Raw genomic sequence first — 18,633 nt, forward strand, 5'->3', positions numbered from 1 at the left:
CCTGCAGCACTACCGGCTGCTGCCGCAAACGTACTGGCGGCACCTGCCGTCAATACCGTTACGACGATGATGATCGCAAGCATCGCCCCCTGACCAAGGCTGGAATGGCTGTACTTGAAGGAATCATGCAACTCCTTCACATGCCGCCAATCCACATCCCCGCGTTTCTCAGCCTCTTTCAACCAAGCCAATTGCGGATCAGCCTTCACCATCACATCAATGGTCTGGCTAACCGTGTTCTGATTAATCTGTCTGATATCAATCTTCAAGCCATCTACGGCCTTGATCGCCAACTGCCCCTGCGCCACCAACTCACTCTGGCGAAGCGTCTCGTCGGTATTGCCCTTGCCCTTGGCGCTGGTCCACGCCAGGTCACTCTTACTCTTCTCGTGACTCTCCTGATGCAGGTCCTTGACCGCCTCAAACGTCACCGCGCCGCCGCTGGAGATCGTCAGGTCGTTACCACTATTGAGCTTGGCCCGCTGATACAGCTGATCGCCACCACTGGCCAATGTCAGGTTGCCACCGGTCTTGATTTCTGCCCCTACGTTAGTTACGTGGGTGACTTCATCACGCTGGGTTTTCTTGGCGCCCCAGCCACCTTTTTCTTTCATGTCGTAGAGGGTGTAGGTGCTGTTCTGCGCGGCCAGCAGGTTCAACCTATCCCCGCTGTACAGATACGCCTCATTCCCCGCACTGATCTTGCTCGCCACAATTGTCGTGTCGCGCCCAGCCTGGCTGGTAAAGTCCCCGCCCGCCGTCAGCACACTCGCCACTTGCGTCGTCTGATCATCCGAAGTCTTGATGCGCTTCTTGCCGTGCTTTTCCTTGCCCTCAACGTTGTGCATATCGCTGACCGACACGATGTTCAGGTCGCGCGCGGCCTGAACGTTCAGGTCTTTGCCGGCGGTAGCGGTGCTGCCGATAACGTTGACGTCTTGCCCGGCCTTCATGTTGAGGTTGCCGCCGACAGTAACGGTCGCGGCGAGGTTCTTCACGTCAGTGGTGATGCTCGACTTGTGGCCGCCGTCGCTGAATTCGTGTTTCTCGCTGGTATCGGTTTTGGCCGCCAGGTTGATGTCCCGGCCTGCCGTCAGGGTCGCGTTGCCGCCACTGCTCAAGGCGCCGTGGTTGGTCAGGTCGCGGCCGGCCGCAACGGCCAGGTTTTCCCGGGCACTGATGCTGCTGCCCGCATCGGTCAGGGTGCGCATGCCGGACCCGTCACGAACCTGAATCGCGGTGCGATCGTTGATGATGTCGCCCTTGAGCGCGACAAGGCTGACCTGGCTGGCGCGGATCTCGCCGGCCATGGCGTTGCGAATGCTGTCTTGCGCCAGTATTTGCAGGTCGTTGCCGGCCTCGACCAGCCCGCCCTGGTAGACGCTGCCGGCGCTTTGGACGTTGAGGTTGTTGCTGGCGCGCAGCGTGCCGACGTTGACCAGATCGCCGCCGGTGAACAGGTTCAAGTCCCGGCCCTGGATCAGGCTGCTGCCGCGTACGTTGCGGGTATCTGCCTGGGCCAGGTACAGCACCGGCACGAGGACTTTTTGCCCGTCGACGATGCGGTTTTCCATCCAGACAATGTCATGGGTCAGCGCGCTGACCTGCTCGCCCGTCAACGAGACGCCAAGGCTCAGGCGCAGTGCGTCTTTGCTGGCGAGGGCGTTATCCATCAGGTAGCGGTATTGGTCGTAGTCGCTGGTCAAACCGCCGGCGAGAAAACGCTGGCCGGTTTTCGCCAGCACCGCATCGCGAATCAGGCGCTGCTCGTAGAGGCCATCGCCGAGTCGACGCCAAGTGCTGTCGGCGTTGACGTTCAACAGCTTGAGCAGGTAGTCCGAACCAAAGAACTGCGACAGGTTCGTGAGGTTCGGGTTGGTCTCGATCAGGTAGCGGCTTGTCGGGTCGGGGTTCTTGATGAACAACCCGTAATCGCCCTTGGGCAGCTGGAAATTCGGCCCGGCCGTCGGGTCCACAGAGGTGAAAGGTAGCCCGCTGTAATCCACCGGTTTGAAGACGGTCTGTACGCTGCCATCCGCCGCGATACGCTCGATGGGCTGCACAGCGGCAGGCGTCACGGCGGCGGCACCGGTCGCCTGCGGGTTGAGGTTGATATTGATCTCGCCAACCCCGACGCCCGTCTGGTCGTCGCCCAGCGTACCGGTCAGTTGTTCGAGCGTGTTCTGGTGCAGCGTTCCGTTTTGCACGGTACGCGTGACGTTGAGGTTGACAGTGGCGCCGGCCTGAATCGTGGCGGCGTAGGTCGGTTCAGGGTTGTCGGTCCAGACGGTGACGTTGCTTTGCTCCTGGAAGCGGCTGTCGCTGGAGCGCGATTTCAGCAGCTCGAAGCGGGCGTCGTCGTAGTTACCGGCGGCAACGGCCGCGTTGAAAGCCGGGACGTCGACGAACTCCATCTGGTCCCAGTAACCGGTGGAAATGCGCCCGGGCGTACCGATCTTGATGGTGTTCTGCCCAGTGCGAGTGGACGCACCCTGGTTGAGCAAGTCATCGGCAATGATGGTCAGGTTGTTGTTGGCGGCCAGCAAGCTGTAGCGGTTCTGCACGCTTGAGCCCTGGATGTTGAGGTCTTTGCCTGCAACCAGGCGCGCCGAAGCAGAGTCCTTGATGGCGCGCTCGATGAACGTTTGGCCGATGGTGATCTGGCCGCGCTTGAAGGAGTCATGACCGCCACAGTGTTGGCCGCACACCCAGCTCAAGGTGCCGCTCACCCGTTGTTGGCCCAGCTCGAATTCGGCTTTGGCATTTTCCACCGAGACGGCGTGAAGGCTGATATTGCCTTGGCTTTCGACGGTCCCGGAGAGGTTTCTGAAGCTTTGCGCGGCGGCGCCGTCGATGCCGGCGAAGCTTAGATTGCCGGCGCTGTAGAGGTCGCCATACCAGTTGAGCAGGCTACTGGCGCGCAAGCTCATGTCGCCGCCGCTGAACAGCAATGTATCGGCGCCGTTGGTGATGCCGCCGGTGGCGGTGAGGTTGACTTTGCCTTGGGCACCCAGTGTGCCGTGGTTGTCGATTTGCGCCGCGTCGATGCGCAGGTTCTGGCGGGCAGTCAGGTAACCGAGGTTATCCAGCGTACCGCTCAGGTTGAGGCGTGTGTCGGTGCCGGCCCCCATGCGTCCGCCGTTCTGGCGGACGTCATGGGCGGTGATAGCCAGCATTTTTTGCGCGGATAACCGACCGCTGTTGAACAGATCGCCCGTAAGGTTCAGCGTGAGGTCGCCATCGCTGAGCAGTTCGCCGCCGTTGCTCAGGCTGCCAAGGTTGAGCACCAGCGCGGTGCTGCTGGCCAGGCGATCGCCGGACTGAAGCGTCAGCGAATCGCTGGTGTAAGTCAGAGCCTCGTTGAGCTGTGCATGCCCCAGCCCATTCACTGCGCCAAAGTTCCAGTCGCCACTGCCCAGGCCGGTGATCACACCACCGGCACCGGTCAGGCTATCGAGGTGCAGGGTAAATAACCCGGTGTTGGCGTGTTCGAGGGTCCCGGTACGGTTATCCAGCGTGCTGGATTTGAAACTGAACGACGAGTTACCGACCTCGATGGTGCCGTTGTGGTTATTGACGGTGTCGCTGAAATCGAGCGTGCTGATGTCGTCTGTCGAGACGCGAAGAGTACTGACGTTGTTGCCCAGCGCACGGATTCGCCCGGAAGCGCTGTTGTCCAGCGTGCCGCCCTGGAGTGCAAGCCAGGTGTTGGATTCGATCAGGCCACCCTGGTTGGTCAGTTGGTCGGCCGTCAGGTCAACGGTGTTGCCACTGAGCTGTCCGCCGCTGTTGTCCAGCGTGGAGCCTTTGAACACCAGCGCGGTCTTGGCGAAGAGTTTGCCGGCGCGGCTGGTCAGTGAATCGACGGTCAGCTTCAGTTCGCCCGCCAGGCTGGCGATCATGCCGGCCTTGGTGCCATCGCTGCTGTTATCGAGACTGCCGGCGGTCACCTCGACGGTGTCGCCCTGGATCGTGCCGCCAAGGTTGCCGATGCTGCCCTTGCCGAGCTTCAGGCTGGCAAGCCCACCGTCGGCGAGAATAATGCCGCCGCTGTTGTCCAGTCGGTTCCCGCTGTAGGTCAACCCACCGGACCCTGCGACCAGTTGCCCCTTCTGACCGTTGAGCAAAGTGCTCGCCTGAAGGTCCAGTCGCTGGCCACGAATCGTGCCGCCCTGGTTATCGATCAGGCTCGCACCGGTGACGGTGGCCGTGTTGTTACCGGCATCGATCACTCCCGTCAGGTTGCTCAACACGTTGCTGACATTCAGGACAACATCGCCGCCATTGCTGACCAGTGCGCCCTTGCCGTTGTTGATCAGGCGTTGAGCGTCGACCTGGATGGTTTTACCGAGCACTGTGCCAGCGCTGTTGTCCAGCCAGCCACCTTGCAGCAAAAGGCCGCCGTCGCTCTGAATGCGCCCTTTGTTATTGAGCAACTGCGCCTTGATGGCCGCCGGATCGAAAATCAGGCTCATGCCCTGGGCGCCTGCCGCCAACAGCCCCGCGTTGCTGTTGTCGAGCCCCGAGGCGTTCAGATCAACGCGCTCGCCGACGATTTTCCCGCCGCGGTTGTCGACCTGCCCACCCGGCGCGCGAATGCTGATCTTGGCCCCCAGCACGCTGCCGAGCTGGTTATCGAGGCTCGAGGCTTTCAGATCGAGGTCACCGTTGACCGCCAGCAGCCTGCCGCCCTGGTTGATGATCTCCTGGCCAGTGACTGAAAGCTGGTTTTGCGCCTGGAGAGTGCCCGAAGTGTTGTCGAACCTGCCGCGGGTGTTCACCTGCGCATTACCGGCGCTGGCAGAAAGCAGGCCGGCGCGATTATCAAGCGTGGTGGTATCGACGATGAGGCCGCCAGCGTCGATTTGCCCGCCACGGTTATCCAGCTGGCGGGCGGTGATTGTCAGGCTGCCGCCCAGCACCTGGATCAGGCCTTCGCGGTTGTCCAGGCTGTCGAGTTGCAAGGACGCCGCCTGCCCCGCGCCAAAGCGGATCACCCCTGCCAGGTTGACGATGGCCGGTGTATTGATCACCAGCGACTGGTCACCGACGATTCGCGCAGCAGCGCCCTGATTGGTAACCCGGGCGCTGGTCAGATCGACCGCCGCGCCCTGAACCACGCCTTGATTGGTCAGAGTTGTGTTTGCACGGATGCTCAACGAGCGACTGGCTTCAAGACTGCCGCTGTTGGTCACGGAGGGGCTGGTGATGCTCAGGTCGCCCGTGGTGTTGCGGCTGTTATCGGCCTCGATGCCCGCGGCAATCACGCCGGAGTTACTGAGTTTGTCGGCATTGATGTCGATGCGGTTGCGGGCGGCCAGACTCTGCCGGTTGACCAGCTCGCCGGGCGTACGTACATCGACGCTGCCGGCGTAAGCCTTGCCGGTCATCTCGACACTCTGCGCGTTGACCCGCAAGGAACCTTGGGCCGATGTCTGCGCCATGCTCAGATGGCCGCCGGCATCGATTTGAATATCGCCGGCACTGGCAGCCATGTTGCCCGCCAGCTTGACCCCGACGCCCTGCTCGGTGCCCACCAGTTTGATGGTGTTGGCATACATCCCGCCCAGCGCCGCCGCATCGATTGCCAGTTGAGGCTTGTCGGCATCACGGGCCGCGCGAGGGGTGGTGGCCAGGCTGTCGGCGTTGACGTTGTTGGCACCGGTAATGACATTCAATTGCCGGGCATGGATGTCTGCGTTGATCTTCGCCGAACGGGTAATCAGGTCGAATTGATCAATGTTGGCCGCATCAAGCCCCATGCCATCGATGGTGATGCTGCCGCCATCAACCTCGAAGTGATCAAGCTTGCCGCTGCCGTCGAGTACAGGCTTGCCGGTGCTGAGGGTCACGCGCGGCGTGTTGATGAAGCCGCAACCGTTACAGCTCACGCCGTAAGGGTTGGCAATGATGACCCTCGCTGACTGGCCTGCCACTTCGGTGTAGCCGTTGAGCTGGCTGGGGCTACCGCCGTTGACTTCGTTGAGGATGGTGCCGGCTGCCCGTCCACCGAGCTGGCTGTTGCCCAGGATGTGGCCGCCCAGTTGGGTGTTCTGCACCGCGTTCGTCGCGTTGTTGAGGATCACGCCCTGGCGACCGACGTTGTAATCCTTAAACTGGTTGTGCGAGAGCCCGGCACCGTTGGGCGCGGCAATATTGATCACCGGTACGCCGTTGCCGGCCTGCCCTATGCCGGTCTGGGTGTTGCCACTGACGGCGATGCCCTCGGCCTGGGCCCAGATCGGCTGCCAGAACATGACGTTCGCCAGCAGCAATGCCAGCAAGCGTTTGGGCATGCCCAGGAAGTGCGTGCGAGGGGCCACGGCAGCGGAAGGCTGGCGGGACAGAAAGGCAAGCTGGTGAACGTCCATATTCAGAATCTCGACGCGATAACAAATGAATTAAAGAAACAGGTCGACCTGGAAATAGATCGGCGCCTCGCGCTCGGTGAGCACGGTGGGGCGTTCCAGCGAGTGGGCGAACGTCACGCGAGTGGCGAGGTACTTGCCACGGGCGAAGAGTTCCAGAGAGTTGCTGGACATTCGGCCATGCACTTCGCTGTTGTATCGGTCATTGCTGATCACGCCTTGGTCATAGCCGACACTGGTGCCGTACTCGCTCAGTGCCGGGCGCAACCAATCGACAGTCACCGGGCGGGTCCAGCGCAGCTCGTTGCGCCAGTAGCCGCCGCTGTCCCCGGATAAAAACTGGTCTTTATAGCCACGCACCGATGAGCTGCCACCCAGGCTGATGCGTTGCGGACTGAACAACACGTCTTCGCTGCGCTGGCCCGTGGCGAGGCTGCTGAACGTGAAGGACTCGCCCAGCCAGTTGAACGGCAACAGGTAACTGGCCGTGGCGGTGTACTTTCGATAGCGAGCGTTGGCGGTAAGATTGCCGGCATCATCACGACGCTGGTCGTTGCCTTGTGCATCCAGCGCGCCGATGCCCTGCTGCATGCCCAGGTCCAGGTTGACGAACGACTGGCCAATACGCCGGCCGTGGTTGATACCCAACTGGGCTTCGGTAATACGCTGGCTGCTGTTATCCAGGCGGCTATCTTCGATGTAGTTGTTAGTGCGCAGATGGGCGAAGCCGGCATTGATCGACGTTTTGCTCACCGCATCGCGATGGACGAGGCGCTCGGCGCGAAATTGATGATTCTCGCTGTCGCCGCTCTGGCTGAAGTTGAAACCATTGCCTTGGGCCTGGGAGCGGTATTCGCTCTGGCTGTAGGTATAACTGAAGTTCCACCAGCCCCAAGGCACGTTGTAATAGAGCATGGCGTTTTTCGAGGTTTTCTGGTGATCGCTCACCGCGTCATGGCCGCCGCGCAACATCAACTGGTCGGCCAGCCCCAGCGGGCTGTCCCACTCAAAGCCTGCGCCCCACTGCTGTTCACCGGTGCTTTTCTGACCGTCGTTGTTACGCGACAGGCTGGCACGCCAAGGCTTTTGCGGGTTGTTCTTGACCAGTACGTTACTGCCGCCGACCTGAACGCCGGGGGTCAGTTCCATTTGCGCCTGGTTGGAGGGCAAGCGGTTCAACTGATCCACCAGTTGTTCTATTTCACGAAGATTGAGCAGTTCGCCCGTTTTACCGGGGAAGGTCATGGACAGTTCCCGATCGGAAATATGGCTGTCGTCAGCGCCCTTCAAACCCTCGAGTTTGCCCTCGACTACAAACACACTTAAGTGGCCGCTGGAGAGGTCTTGCTGCGGCAAGTAAGCGCGGCTGGTGATCATGCCCTTGGCGATGTAATGGTCGGTGATGACCTTGAGCAATTCGTTGAGTTGCGAGACGCCCAGGCATTGACCGATATAAGGCTTGAGCAAGCGCTCGCGCTCGGCAGCGGACAGACTGTCGGCGCCCTTGAGTTCGATGTCTTTGATAGGAAAGCAACGTGTATCCACCGGGGCGGCCGGTGTTGCAGGCAATGTTGGCTTGCCCGGCAGGTCCTTGAGTTCTTCCAGTCGACGCTGCTGTTCTTCAATCAGGCGGTTCTGGCGATCGCGGATCAGGTCCTGGTCGCCCGGCGTTGGCAGGCTGGCGCCATCGGCGCTGCTCTGTGTACCCAAGCCAAGCAATAGCGCGCACAGCACCGGCCACATCCGTGGGGAGATAAACATAACGCTCCATGTCATAAAGTGCTGAGGGCGCAAATCAATGCCCGCAGGAGAAGGGTCGTAGACGCCCTGAAATTGATGTCAGAAATACTGGCTAAATGACGCCAGCCATCATGGACGGTAAACAGACCGCACACATTTTGAAAAATTCAGCCGACAAGGAAATTAATATCAATTGTGTCAGACCAACTGAACCACGCGGCGGGCTCGATACAGCAGCGAGAGGCTTGCCCCCGTTGGGTTGCGGCCAGCAGGGTTTCGTTATCGACCTCGGGGTCGACGTGGAAAAGAGTGTCGTTTAAACAATGCTTGTTTAGTGGCCTGAGCGTTGTAGTGACTGTACTGGCCTCTTCGCGAGCAAGCCCGCTCCCACAGGGGATCTTCGGCGAACACACTATCTGTGTACGCCTGAGATCAAATGTGGGAGCGAGCCTGCTCGCGAAGAGGCCCGAAAAGCCCCCCTCCAACTTTCGGTCAATCCACCAGTCGCGCCGCAAGAGACTTGGCTTGGCTCGCCACGTCGGTCACTGCCGTGCTCTCCCACCACATGCCGCGCAACGGCGGGCCCATGGCGAACAAACGGCTGGCGACCTGCCCGTCAGCGCCTGACACCGCGCCGTCATCCGCGGCGGCAATGCCCAACGCCAATGGCCCTGGCCGCACCAACCCGCGCGCCAACAGTTGCTGCGGCAATGGCCGCGCCACCCGCCGCCAGTCGTATTCGATGCCGCTGGAATTGATCAGTGCCGCGCCGTGCACCACGCAGGTTTCGGCCTCGCCACGGCGACGGATGCGGATACTCACCCCACCGCTCAACGAAGGCTCCAACCCTTTGAACGATGCAGCATGAATCCGCAACCGCCCTTCCCCGTGCAGCCGCGCCACCAACTCGGCACTCAACGGCGGCGAGCGGTGGTGATGGCTCTCCCACCACGGCCGCACATGGCGCACGAATTGCCGGCGTTGCACGTCCGTCGCCTGGTTCCACAACCGCCCGATGTGCGCCCGCACCGTGTCGAGTGGCGCTTGCCAGTCGATGCCTTGGGCGATGGCATCGCGGCAATGCCGACGCAGTTCGCGCATCAACTGGCGCGGTGTGCGAATGCTGTGATCCTCGGCCAAAAAATCCGCCCAGGCCGGCGGCTGCCTACGCACGTGGGGCAACAGCCCATGCCGGGAAAACACTTCGATCGGCCCGCGATGCCCGGCCTGCTCCAGCGACACCACGGCATCGACCATGGTCAGCCCGGAACCGATGATCAGCACCGTGGATTGTGGATCGAGTTGCCGCATGGAAGCCACGTCCCACGGGTCGAGGGCGGCGGCGTTCAGGCCGCTGGATTCGGTCTGTGGCGTGCGTGCGGCGGGGAACATACCGGTGGCCAGTACCGCATAGGCGCCTTGCAAGCGTTGCCCATCACTCAAGGTCAATTGCACTGAATCGCCCCGGGTTTGCAGGTCCACCACTTCGGCACGCACATGTTCGACGGTCGAACCGTGGTGCTCACCCACTGCTTGCGCCTCGGCCAGACGCTGCTGCACATAGTCCCCAAACAGCCCACGCGGCGGGAACAATTCACTGACTGGCACATGTTGCTGATCCGACTCCGGCCATCCACCCGTCGCGATGTGTTTGGTGAGCCATTGGGTCAAATCATCAGCGTTGTCGGGATCGACACTCATGCGCGCCGCGTTGCCGTTAAGCGTATGCCCCAGTTCGACCGCGCTATAGGCCTCGCCCCGACCGAGTTCGGCGCGGGGCTCGATCACCAACGCCTGACGCTTGCCCGGCAAACGCAACAACTGCGCCGCCAGCATCGTGCCGCTCAGGCCACCACCGATGATCAGGATATCCGCGTGGCGGATGGGTTTGGTCGCCTGTCCGCTTGGGGTGTCAGTCATGCCGTTCTCACTGGTCAATGTTTACATGAATAGACATCGGGCATATCGCCCCATGCAGTCACATCGGCGCTGCCGGACAGCCCAGCGTAGAAGAAAACACATCAACTAAAAAATGCAAGATGTTCCACTGTTGCCCCGCCAACAGCCTGGCCTGTCTCAACAACGCATCGATACGCCCAAATCGAGCACTTCGCTTTTATGGAATGGATCGTCGACCCAATACCGCATCTGCATTCCCCCCACCCACAGACTGTTAATAAATGCGCAAGCAGGAATCAAGAATGATGCTCGCCCCTCTTGAAGTGGAATCACTAATCTATTGAGAGTCTTGCCAACCATATATTCAAGGGTCACCTGCGTGCCCGGATAGACGTTCCGGTTCAATTCAATATCGACCCGGGCACCGGCAATGACATCTTCGATAAAGACATTGTCGCCGTAGGCCACGGGTAGTACGGGTGCAGGTAAAAGCTCTGACGGCTTTTTGTGATTAATAGACATGTCTGAATCCGATTTTAAGGAGTGGGCCGCCATTCGCCGGCGCACTCATCATTGTTGGATCCGAGGCACATCGTCTACTGTGAGAAGCAACAGGTATATACGTGTTTTACGCGACAAAATCGGCACCGATTAAATCACCACATTACGCACAAAGCGCGCCGCCACGGCCCCCTCATTGCGATAGGAATGCGGCTGATTACTGGCAAACATAAAGAACTCACCCGCCGCGATTTTCTGCGGCTCGTTGCCGAGCATCAGGGTCAGGCAGCCTTCAAACACATAAATCTGTTCGCTATAGCCATCGGCATCCGGTTCCGAGGGGTAATGCTCGCCCGGCTCAAGGCGCCATTCCCAGAGTTCCACTTCACGAGTGGCGATAGCTTTGGCCAGCAACACCGCTTTACTGCCAGGGATCGTGCCGGCCCAGGCCAGTTCATTGATGCGGCTCGGGTCGCGGGCTTCAGGGGCCTGGATCAAATCGCTGAAGGCGACGTCCAGCGCTTCGGCCACGCGATCGAGGGTGGTCAGGCTGACGTTCTTCTCGCCGGCCTCGATGGCCACCAGCATGCGGCGACTGACACCGGATTTTTCGGCCAGGGCAGTCTGGCTCATGTCGGCGGCGTGGCGCAGACGTCGGACGTTCTGGCTGACGTGCTGGAGGACCGACGCCCGTTGGGTGGAATCTTTGTGCACTATATTGCTCACTTGATGGTGTTGCGCAGTATACTGCCCAACTTCCGGCGCATTGTGCGTCTCCCTCAGGTAGCACGCAAGGTCATGACGTCGGTGAACTCCTCCCCTGCTTCCTCCCGTTTCTCACGGTTCAGCAAAGCTGAATGCGTGTTGGTGCTGATCACTATGGTCTGGGGCGGCACCTTTTTGCTGGTGCAGCATGCAATGACCGTCAGCGGGCCGATGTTTTTCGTAGGCCTGCGTTTTGCCGCGGCAGCGATTATCGTTGCCCTGTTCTCCTGGCGTCATCTGCGCGAACTGACCCTGTTCGAACTCAAGGCCGGGGCGTTTATCGGCGTGGCGATCATGCTCGGTTACGGCTTGCAGACCGTGGGCTTGCAGAGCATTCCCAGCAGTCAGTCGGCGTTTATTACCGCGCTTTATGTGCCGTTCGTGCCGTTGCTGCAATGGCTGGTGCTGGGGCGGCGTCCAGGGTTGATGCCGAGTATCGGGATCATGCTGGCCTTTACCGGGTTGATGCTGTTGTCGGGGCCGGCCGGCGCTTCGTTCAATTTCAGCCCCGGTGAAATCGCCACATTGATCAGCGCCGTGGCGATTGCGGCGGAGATCATTCTGATCAGCACCTATGCCGGTCAGGTCGACGTGCGCCGGGTGACGGTGGTGCAGCTGGCGGTGACTTCGGTGCTGGCGTTTCTGATGGTGGTGCCGACTCAGGAAGTGATTCCGGGGTTCTCCTGGTTGCTGTTGTGCAGCGCATTGGGGCTGGGCGCGGCGAGTGCGGCGATTCAGGTGGCGATGAACTGGGCGCAGAAGAGTGTTTCGCCGACGCGGGCGACGTTGATCTATGCCGGAGAGCCGGTGTGGGCCGGGATTGTCGGGCGGATCGCCGGAGAGCGGTTGCCGGCGATTGCGTTGGTTGGGGCGGGGTTGATTGTGGCGGCGGTGATTGTCAGTGAATTGAAGACCAAAGGTAAGGTTGTTGCTGCGCAAGAGGATTTGGAGCGGGAAACACAAGGGTAAGACCCGATATCTGCGGCGCCGGATAGATCGTCTTCGCGAGCAAGCCCGCTCCCACAGGGGATCTGCGGTGTACAAACAATGAGTGTCGCACCGAAATCCTAATGTGGGAGCGGGCTTGCCCGCGATGGGGTCGGGACAGGCGAGATCGCGCTCACTGAAACAATGATAAACACGAATTTCCCGCTTACCTTGTAGGATTCTGCGACAGCTTGGCGTTTGGTGATCGGGGAGCTGGCACGTATGATGCTTCACAAACTTCCGCAGATTAGAAGCCTATGTCTCTGATAGTTCTACTGCTTCTGCCTTTTATCGGCAGTTGTCTGGCAGCCTTGCTGCCGCACAACGCGCGTAATACCGAATCGCTGTTGGCTGGCCTGGTTGCCCTGATCGGCACCGTCCAGGTTGCGCTCTTGTACCCGCAAATCGCCGATGGCGGCGTGATCCGCGAAGAGTTCTTCTGGCTGCCCAGCCTGGGCCTGAACTTCGTTCTGCGCATGGATGGTTTCGCCTGGCTGTTCTCGATGCTGGTGCTGGGCATCGGCACGCTGGTTTCGCTATACGCCCGCTACTACATGTCGCCGGACGATCCGGTGCCGCGTTTCTTCGCGTTTTTCCTGGCGTTCATGGGCGCCATGCTGGGGCTGGTGATCTCCGGCAACCTGATCCAGATCGTATTTTTCTGGGAGCTGACCAGCCTCTTTTCATTCCTGTTGATCGGCTACTGGCACCATCGCGCCGATGCGCGACGTGGCGCCTATATGGCATTGATGGTCACCGGTGCCGGTGGCTTGTGTTTGCTGGCGGGGGTCATGCTGCTCGGCCATGTGGTGGGCAGCTATGACCTGGACAAGGTCCTGGCCGCCGGCGATCTGATTCGCGCACATGCCCTCTACCCTATTCTGCTTCCCCTGATCCTGATCGGCGCCTTGAGCAAAAGTGCGCAATTCCCCTTCCACTTCTGGCTGCCCCACGCCATGGCGGCGCCGACACCGGTTTCGGCGTATCTGCACTCGGCGACCATGGTCAAGGCCGGGGTCTTCCTGCTCGCACGCCTGTGGCCGTCGCTGTCCGGCAGTGAAGAATGGTTCTACATTGTCGGCGGGGCCGGAGCCTGTACGCTGTTGCTCGGTGCTTACTGTGCGATGTTCCAGAACGACCTCAAGGGCCTGCTGGCCTACTCGACCATCAGCCACCTGGGCCTGATCACTTTGCTGCTGGGGCTGAACAGTCCGCTGGCCGCCGTCGCCGCGGTATTCCACATTCTCAACCACGCCACGTTCAAGGCCTCGCTGTTCATGGCCGCCGGGATCATCGACCACGAAAGCGGCACCCGGGACATTCGCAAACTCAGCGGCCTGGTCAAACTGATCCCGTTCACCGCCACCCTGGCCATGGTCGCCAGTGCCTCCATGGCCGGCGTGCCGCTGCTCAACGGTTTCCTGTCCAAAGAGATGTTCTTCGCCGAAACGGTGTTCATCAACGCGACAGCCTGGATCGAGATGACCCTGCCAATCGTCGCGACCATCGCCGGGACGTTCAGCGTGGCTTACTCCCTGCGCTTCACCGTTGATGTGTTTTTCGGCCCGAGCGCCACCGACCTGCCGCACACCCCGCACGAGCCGCCACGCTGGATGCGCGCGCCGGTGGAATTGCTGGTGTTTACCTGTCTGGTGGTAGGGATCTTCCCGGCGCAAGTGGTCGGCCCGTTGCTCGCGGCGGCGGCATTGCCGGTGGTGGGCGGTACGCTGCCCGAGTACAGCCTGGCGATCTGGCACGGCTGGAACGCGCCGATGATCATGAGCCTGATCGCCATGTCCTGCGGCATCATCCTCTATCTGCTGTTGCGCAATCAGCTCAAGCGCGGGCGTTTCTCGCACCCGCCGGTGATCAGCCACTTCAACGGCAAGCGCCTGTTCGAGCGCTGCCTGGTGATCATGATGCGCCTGGCCCGTCGCCTGGAGCGGCGGGTCAGCACCCGGCGCCTGCAAACCCAACTGTTTCTGGTGGTGCTCGCCGCGGTGCTGGCCGGGTTGATCCCGATGCTGCACAGCAGCCTGAGCTGGGGCGACCGACCGAAGATTCCGGGCTCGATCGTGTTCGTGATCCTCTGGCTGCTGGCGATTGCCTGTGCCCTTGGCGCGGCGTGGCAAGCCAAGTATCACCGGCTCGCCGCCCTGACCATGGTCAGCGTCTGCGGCCTGATGACCTGCGTGACCTTCGTCTGGTTCTCGGCGCCGGACCTGGCGCTGACGCAACTGGTGGTCGAAGTGGTGACCACAGTGCTGATCCTGCTGGGCCTGCGCTGGTTGCCGCGACGGATCGAAGAGGTGTCACCGTTGCCGAGCAGCCTGCGCAAGGCACGCATCCGTCGTATCCGCGACTTGCTGCTGTCGATCGCGGTTGGTGGCGGCATGGCGTTGCTGTCCTACGCAATGCTGACCCGCCAGACGCCCAACGACATTTCCTCGTTCTACCTCAGTCGCGCCCTGCCCGAAGGCGGCGGCAGCAACGTGGTCAACGTGATGCTGGTGGACTTCCGTGGCTTCGACACCCTCGGCGAAATCACCGTGCTGGTGGCCGTTGCCCTGGCCGTGTTCGCCCTGCTGCGACGCTTCCGTCCACCGAAAGAAAGCCTGCAACTGCCGGCCCAACAGCGCTTGCTGGCGCCCGACGTGGTCACCGACCTGGTCAACCCGCGTCACGCCAGCGACACCGCGCTCGGTTTCATGATGGTGCCAGCGGTGCTGGTGCGTCTGCTGCTGCCGATTGCGTTTGTGGTGTCGGTCTACCTGTTCATGCGCGGGCACAATCAACCCGGTGGCGGTTTCGTCGCCGGGCTGGTGATGTCGGTGGCGTTCATCCTGCAATACATGGTCGCCGGCACCCAGTGGGTCGAGGCGCAGATGAGCCTGCGGCCGCTGCGCTGGATGGGCACCGGGCTGCTGTTCGCCACGGTCACCGGGCTCGGGGCGATGGTGGCCGGGTATCCATTCCTTACCACTCACACCTGGCATTTCGCATTGCCGCTGCTCGGCGAGATTCACATCGCCAGTGCGCTGTTCTTCGACATTGGCGTGTACGCCGTGGTGGTCGGCTCGACGCTGTTGATCCTGACCGCCCTCGCCCACCAGTCGGTACGCGGTCATAAAACCAGCGCGCAACCCAAGCCCATGGCCAAAGCGGCTGCCACGCAAGGAGCCATCTGATGGAAGAAGTCATCGCAATCGCCATCGGTGTGCTGGCCGCGTCCGGCGTGTGGCTGGTGCTGCGGCCACGGACGTTCCAGGTGGTCATGGGCCTGTGCCTGCTGTCCTACGGCGTCAACCTGTTCATCTTCAGCATGGGCAGCCTGTTCATCGGCAAGGAGCCGAACATCAAGGACGGCGTGCCTCAGGATTTGCTGCACTACACCGACCCGCTGCCGCAAGCGTTGGTGCTGACCGCGATCGTCATCAGCTTCGCCATGACCGCGTTGTTCCTGGTAGTGCTGCTCGCCTCCCGGGGCCTGACCGGTACCGACCATGTGGATGGCCGGGAGCCTAAAGAATGAATCCGATGGCGCACCTGATCGCAGCCCCCATTCTGCTACCGCTGCTGACCGCCGCGGTGATGCTGATGCTGGGCGAAAAACACCGCCCGTTAAAGGCCAAAATCAATCTGTTCTCCAGCCTGCTGGGGCTGGGCATTGCCGTGATGCTGCTGCAATGGACGCAAACCACCGGCGTGCCGGGCTCCATCGGTGTGTACCTGCCGGGCAATTGGCAAGTGCCGTTCGGTATTGTGCTGGTGGTCGATCGTCTGTCGGCGCTGATGCTGGTGCTGACCGGGATCATCGGCGTCAGCGCCCTGCTGTTCGCCATGGCGCGCTGGGACGGCGCCGGCTCGAGTTTCCACGCGCTGTTCCAGATTCAGTTGATGGGCCTGTACGGCGCCTTCCTGACGGCGGACCTGTTCAACCTGTTCGTGTTTTTCGAAGTGCTGCTGGCCGCCTCCTACGGGCTGATGCTGCACGGTTCGGGCCGGGCGCGGGTGTCGTCGGGGCTGCATTACATCTCGATCAACCTGCTGGCCTCGTCACTTTTCCTGATTGGCGCGGCGCTGATCTACGGCGTCACCGGCACTTTGAACATGGCCGACCTGGCGCTGAAAATCCCGCTGGTGCCGGAAGCCGATCGCGGCTTGCTGCACGCCGGCGCGGCGATTCTGGCGGTGGCGTTCCTGGCCAAGGCCGGCATGTGGCCGCTGAACTTCTGGCTGGTGCCGGCCTACTCCGCGGCCAGCGCACCCGTGGCGGCGATGTTCGCGATCATGACCAAGGTCGGCGTCTACACTTTGCTGCGCCTGTGGACGCTGCTGTTCTCCGGGCAGGCCGGTGCATCCGCTTACTTCGGTGGCGACTGGCTGATCTACGGCGGCATGGCGACCATCGTTTGCGCCGCCGTGGCGATCCTCGCCGCGCAACGCCTGGAGCGCATGGCCAGCCTGAGCATTCTGGTGTCGGCAGGCATTCTGTTGTCGGCCATCGGTTTCGCCCAGCCGAACCTGATCGGCGCGGCGCTGTTCTACCTGGTCAGCTCGACCCTGGCCTTGAGCGCGCTGTTCCTGCTGGCCGAGTTGATCGAGCGCTCGCGTTCGGCCAACGAAATGCCGCTGTTCGATGACGGCGAGCTGCTGCCACGGCCCCTCGAATCCCTGCAGCCGCCCAAAGGCTTCAACCTCGATGACGAACAGAAAGCCGTGGTCGGACAAGTGATTCCCTGGACCATGGCTTTCCTCGGTTTGAGCTTCATCGCCTGCGCCCTGCTGATCATCGGCATGCCGCCGCTTTCCGGGTTTATCGGCAAACTCAGTCTGCTCAGCGCCCTGCTCAATCCGCTGGGTCTGGGCAATGGCAGCGACGAACCGATATCGAACAGCGCGTGGGGGTTGCTCGTCCTGTTGATCTTGTCCGGGTTGGCCTCGTTGATTGCTTTCTCGCGTTTGGGCATCCAGCGTTTCTGGACTCCGCAAGAGCGGCCGTCGCCCTTGCTGCGGCGCCTGGAATGCGTGCCAATCGTGGTTCTGCTGGGGCTGAGCATTGCGCTGACGTTCAAGGCCGAACCGCTGCTGCGCTACACCCAAGCGGCGGCCGTTGCATTGAACAACCCTCAGCAATACGTGATGGCGGTGCTCGAAACCCGTGTAATTCCAAGCCCGCAAGCCAAGACAGCGCTGCTGGAGGTGCAACCATGAAGCGCCTGTTTCCTGCACCCTGGTTGTCGTTGGCGCTGTGGCTGCTGTGGCTGGTTTTGAACCTGTCGATGAGCCCCGGCAATCTACTGCTGGGCGCCATGCTGGGGTTCTGCGCGCCGTTGATGATGCGCAAACTGCGGCCACTGCCGATCCGCATTCGTCGGCCTGGGGTGATCCTGCGTTTGTTCTTGCTGGTCGGGCGCGACGTGATCGTGTCCAACCTCGCCGTGGCCTGGGGCGTGCTCAACGCGGGCCGTCGTGCGCCCCGCTCGCGGTTCATCAAGGTGCCGCTGGACTTGCGCGATGCCAACGGCCTGGCGGCGCTGTCGATGATCTGTACGGTGGTCCCCGGCACGGTCTGGTCGGAACTGGCGCTGGATCGCAGCATTCTGTTGCTGCACGTCTTCGATCTGGATGATGAAAGCCAATTCATCCAGCACTTCAAGACGACCTACGAGCGCCCCTTGATGGAGATCTTCGAATGAGCGCATTGCTGTCGAACGCGATCCTGCTGAGTCTGTTCATCTTTTCGATGGCGATGATTCTGACCCTGATCCGGCTATTCAAGGGTCCATCGGCTCAGGATCGGGTTCTGGCGCTGGATTACCTGTACATCATCGCCATGCTGATGATGCTTGCGCTGGGCATTCGTTATGCCAGTGACACTTATTTCGAGGCGGCGCTACTGATCGCCTTGTTCGGCTTCGTCGGCTCGTTCGCCCTGGCCAAATTCCTGCTGCGTGGCGAGGTGATCGAATGAGGCCTGAATTGTCTCTGTGGGTGGAAATTGCGGTGGCGATTCTGCTGGTGCTGAGCAGCTTGTTTACGCTGATCGGCGCGGCCGGATTGCTGCGGATGAAGGACTATTTCCAGCGCATGCACCCACCGGCGCTGGCCTCGACCTTGGGCGCATGGTGCGTGGCGCTGGCTTCGATCATTTACTTTTCGGCGCTCAAGTCGGCGCCGGTGCTGCATGCCTGGCTGATTCCGGTTCTGCTGTCGATCACCGTGCCGGTGACCACGCTGCTGCTGGCCCGGGCGGCGTTGTTTCGCAAGCGCATGGCGGGGGATGATGTGCCGGCTGAGGTGAGTAGTCGGCGCACGGAAACCGGAAGCTAGTTCAAGGATTTGTGTTGGTTGGCAGGGCCTCTTCGCGAGC

At 61.3% G+C, this 18,633-nt stretch carries 12 protein-coding genes; 7 read left to right on the forward strand and 5 right to left on the reverse strand.

Annotated features, from left to right (window positions below; genetic code table 11):
- From PMI36_RS27005 to PMI36_RS26985, 5 genes are all read right to left on the reverse strand, one after another.
- Positions 1–6,371, reverse strand: a 6,371-nt coding sequence (locus PMI36_RS27005; RefSeq protein WP_008067675.1) for a two-partner secretion domain-containing protein, incomplete at its 3' end; no start/stop codon positions are given.
- Between the two features lie 30 nt (positions 6,372–6,401).
- On the reverse strand, positions 6,402–8,111 hold the full coding sequence (locus tag PMI36_RS27000) for a ShlB/FhaC/HecB family hemolysin secretion/activation protein (protein ID WP_050549249.1): 1,710 nt from the start codon (positions 8,109–8,111) through the stop codon (positions 6,402–6,404).
- A 489-nt stretch (positions 8,112–8,600) separates the two neighbouring features.
- Entirely contained in the window at positions 8,601–10,028 is a 1,428-nt protein-coding gene (locus PMI36_RS26995; RefSeq protein WP_008067678.1) for an FAD/NAD(P)-binding protein, read from the reverse strand.
- Positions 10,029–10,184: 156 nt separating this feature from the next.
- A complete protein-coding gene (locus PMI36_RS26990) occupies positions 10,185–10,529 on the reverse strand; it encodes a hypothetical protein (protein WP_008067681.1) in 345 nt (114 codons plus the stop codon).
- Between the two features lie 129 nt (positions 10,530–10,658).
- Positions 10,659–11,222, reverse strand: coding sequence for a helix-turn-helix domain-containing protein (locus PMI36_RS26985; protein ID WP_008067683.1), 564 nt, complete (start codon positions 11,220–11,222; stop codon positions 10,659–10,661).
- 15 nt (positions 11,223–11,237) lie between these two features.
- On the opposite strand from PMI36_RS26985, the gene PMI36_RS26980 reads away from it, so the two are divergent.
- The 7 genes from PMI36_RS26980 (at position 11,238) to PMI36_RS26950 (ending at position 18,593) form a co-directional block, all read left to right on the forward strand.
- A complete protein-coding gene (locus PMI36_RS26980) occupies positions 11,238–12,242 on the forward strand; it encodes a DMT family transporter (protein ID WP_008067685.1) in 1,005 nt (334 codons plus the stop codon).
- 275 nt (positions 12,243–12,517) lie between these two features.
- Positions 12,518–15,448, forward strand: coding sequence for a monovalent cation/H+ antiporter subunit A (locus tag PMI36_RS26975; protein WP_008067687.1), 2,931 nt, complete (start codon positions 12,518–12,520; stop codon positions 15,446–15,448).
- Positions 15,448–15,792, forward strand: a complete 345-nt coding sequence (locus tag PMI36_RS26970; RefSeq protein WP_008029186.1) for a Na+/H+ antiporter subunit C — start codon at positions 15,448–15,450, stop codon at positions 15,790–15,792. The genes PMI36_RS26975 and PMI36_RS26970 overlap by 1 nt, the downstream gene beginning before the upstream one ends.
- On the forward strand, positions 15,789–17,474 hold the full coding sequence (locus PMI36_RS26965) for a monovalent cation/H+ antiporter subunit D (RefSeq protein ID WP_008067689.1): 1,686 nt from the start codon (positions 15,789–15,791) through the stop codon (positions 17,472–17,474). The genes PMI36_RS26970 and PMI36_RS26965 overlap by 4 nt, the downstream gene beginning before the upstream one ends.
- Entirely contained in the window at positions 17,471–17,959 is a 489-nt protein-coding gene (locus PMI36_RS26960; RefSeq protein ID WP_007895416.1) for a Na+/H+ antiporter subunit E, read from the forward strand. The genes PMI36_RS26965 and PMI36_RS26960 overlap by 4 nt, the downstream gene beginning before the upstream one ends.
- Complete coding sequence (locus PMI36_RS26955) at positions 17,956–18,234, forward strand: K+/H+ antiporter subunit F (protein ID WP_008012107.1); 279 nt, start codon at positions 17,956–17,958, stop codon at positions 18,232–18,234. Before PMI36_RS26960 ends, PMI36_RS26955 begins: the two co-directional genes overlap by 4 nt.
- Complete coding sequence (locus PMI36_RS26950; protein WP_008067690.1) at positions 18,231–18,593, forward strand: Na+/H+ antiporter subunit G; 363 nt, start codon at positions 18,231–18,233, stop codon at positions 18,591–18,593. Before PMI36_RS26955 ends, PMI36_RS26950 begins: the two co-directional genes overlap by 4 nt.
- Positions 18,594–18,633 lie beyond the last annotated feature (40 nt).

Origin of the sequence: Pseudomonas sp. GM79, assembly GCF_000282495.1 — a bacterium.
Classification (GTDB): domain Bacteria; phylum Pseudomonadota; class Gammaproteobacteria; order Pseudomonadales; family Pseudomonadaceae; genus Aquipseudomonas.

What these genes read in the sequence shown, in the direction of transcription:
- PMI36_RS27000 (WP_050549249.1), bottom strand. Translation starts at nt 8,111, where the DNA reads ATGTGGCCGGTGCTGTGCGCGCTATTGCTTGGCTTGGGTACACAGAGC.
- PMI36_RS26995 (WP_008067678.1), bottom strand. Translation starts at nt 10,028, where the DNA reads ATGACTGACACCCCAAGCGGACAGGCGACCAAACCCATCCGCCACGCG.
- PMI36_RS26990 (WP_008067681.1), bottom strand. Translation starts at nt 10,529, where the DNA reads ATGTCTATTAATCACAAAAAGCCGTCAGAGCTTTTACCTGCACCCGTA.
- PMI36_RS26980 (WP_008067685.1), top strand. Translation starts at nt 11,238, where the DNA reads ATGGTGTTGCGCAGTATACTGCCCAACTTCCGGCGCATTGTGCGTCTC.
- PMI36_RS26975 (WP_008067687.1), top strand. Translation starts at nt 12,518, where the DNA reads ATGTCTCTGATAGTTCTACTGCTTCTGCCTTTTATCGGCAGTTGTCTG.
- PMI36_RS26970 (WP_008029186.1), top strand. Translation starts at nt 15,448, where the DNA reads ATGGAAGAAGTCATCGCAATCGCCATCGGTGTGCTGGCCGCGTCCGGC.
- PMI36_RS26965 (WP_008067689.1), top strand. Translation starts at nt 15,789, where the DNA reads ATGAATCCGATGGCGCACCTGATCGCAGCCCCCATTCTGCTACCGCTG.
- PMI36_RS26960 (WP_007895416.1), top strand. Translation starts at nt 17,471, where the DNA reads ATGAAGCGCCTGTTTCCTGCACCCTGGTTGTCGTTGGCGCTGTGGCTG.
- PMI36_RS26955 (WP_008012107.1), top strand. Translation starts at nt 17,956, where the DNA reads ATGAGCGCATTGCTGTCGAACGCGATCCTGCTGAGTCTGTTCATCTTT.
- PMI36_RS26950 (WP_008067690.1), top strand. Translation starts at nt 18,231, where the DNA reads ATGAGGCCTGAATTGTCTCTGTGGGTGGAAATTGCGGTGGCGATTCTG.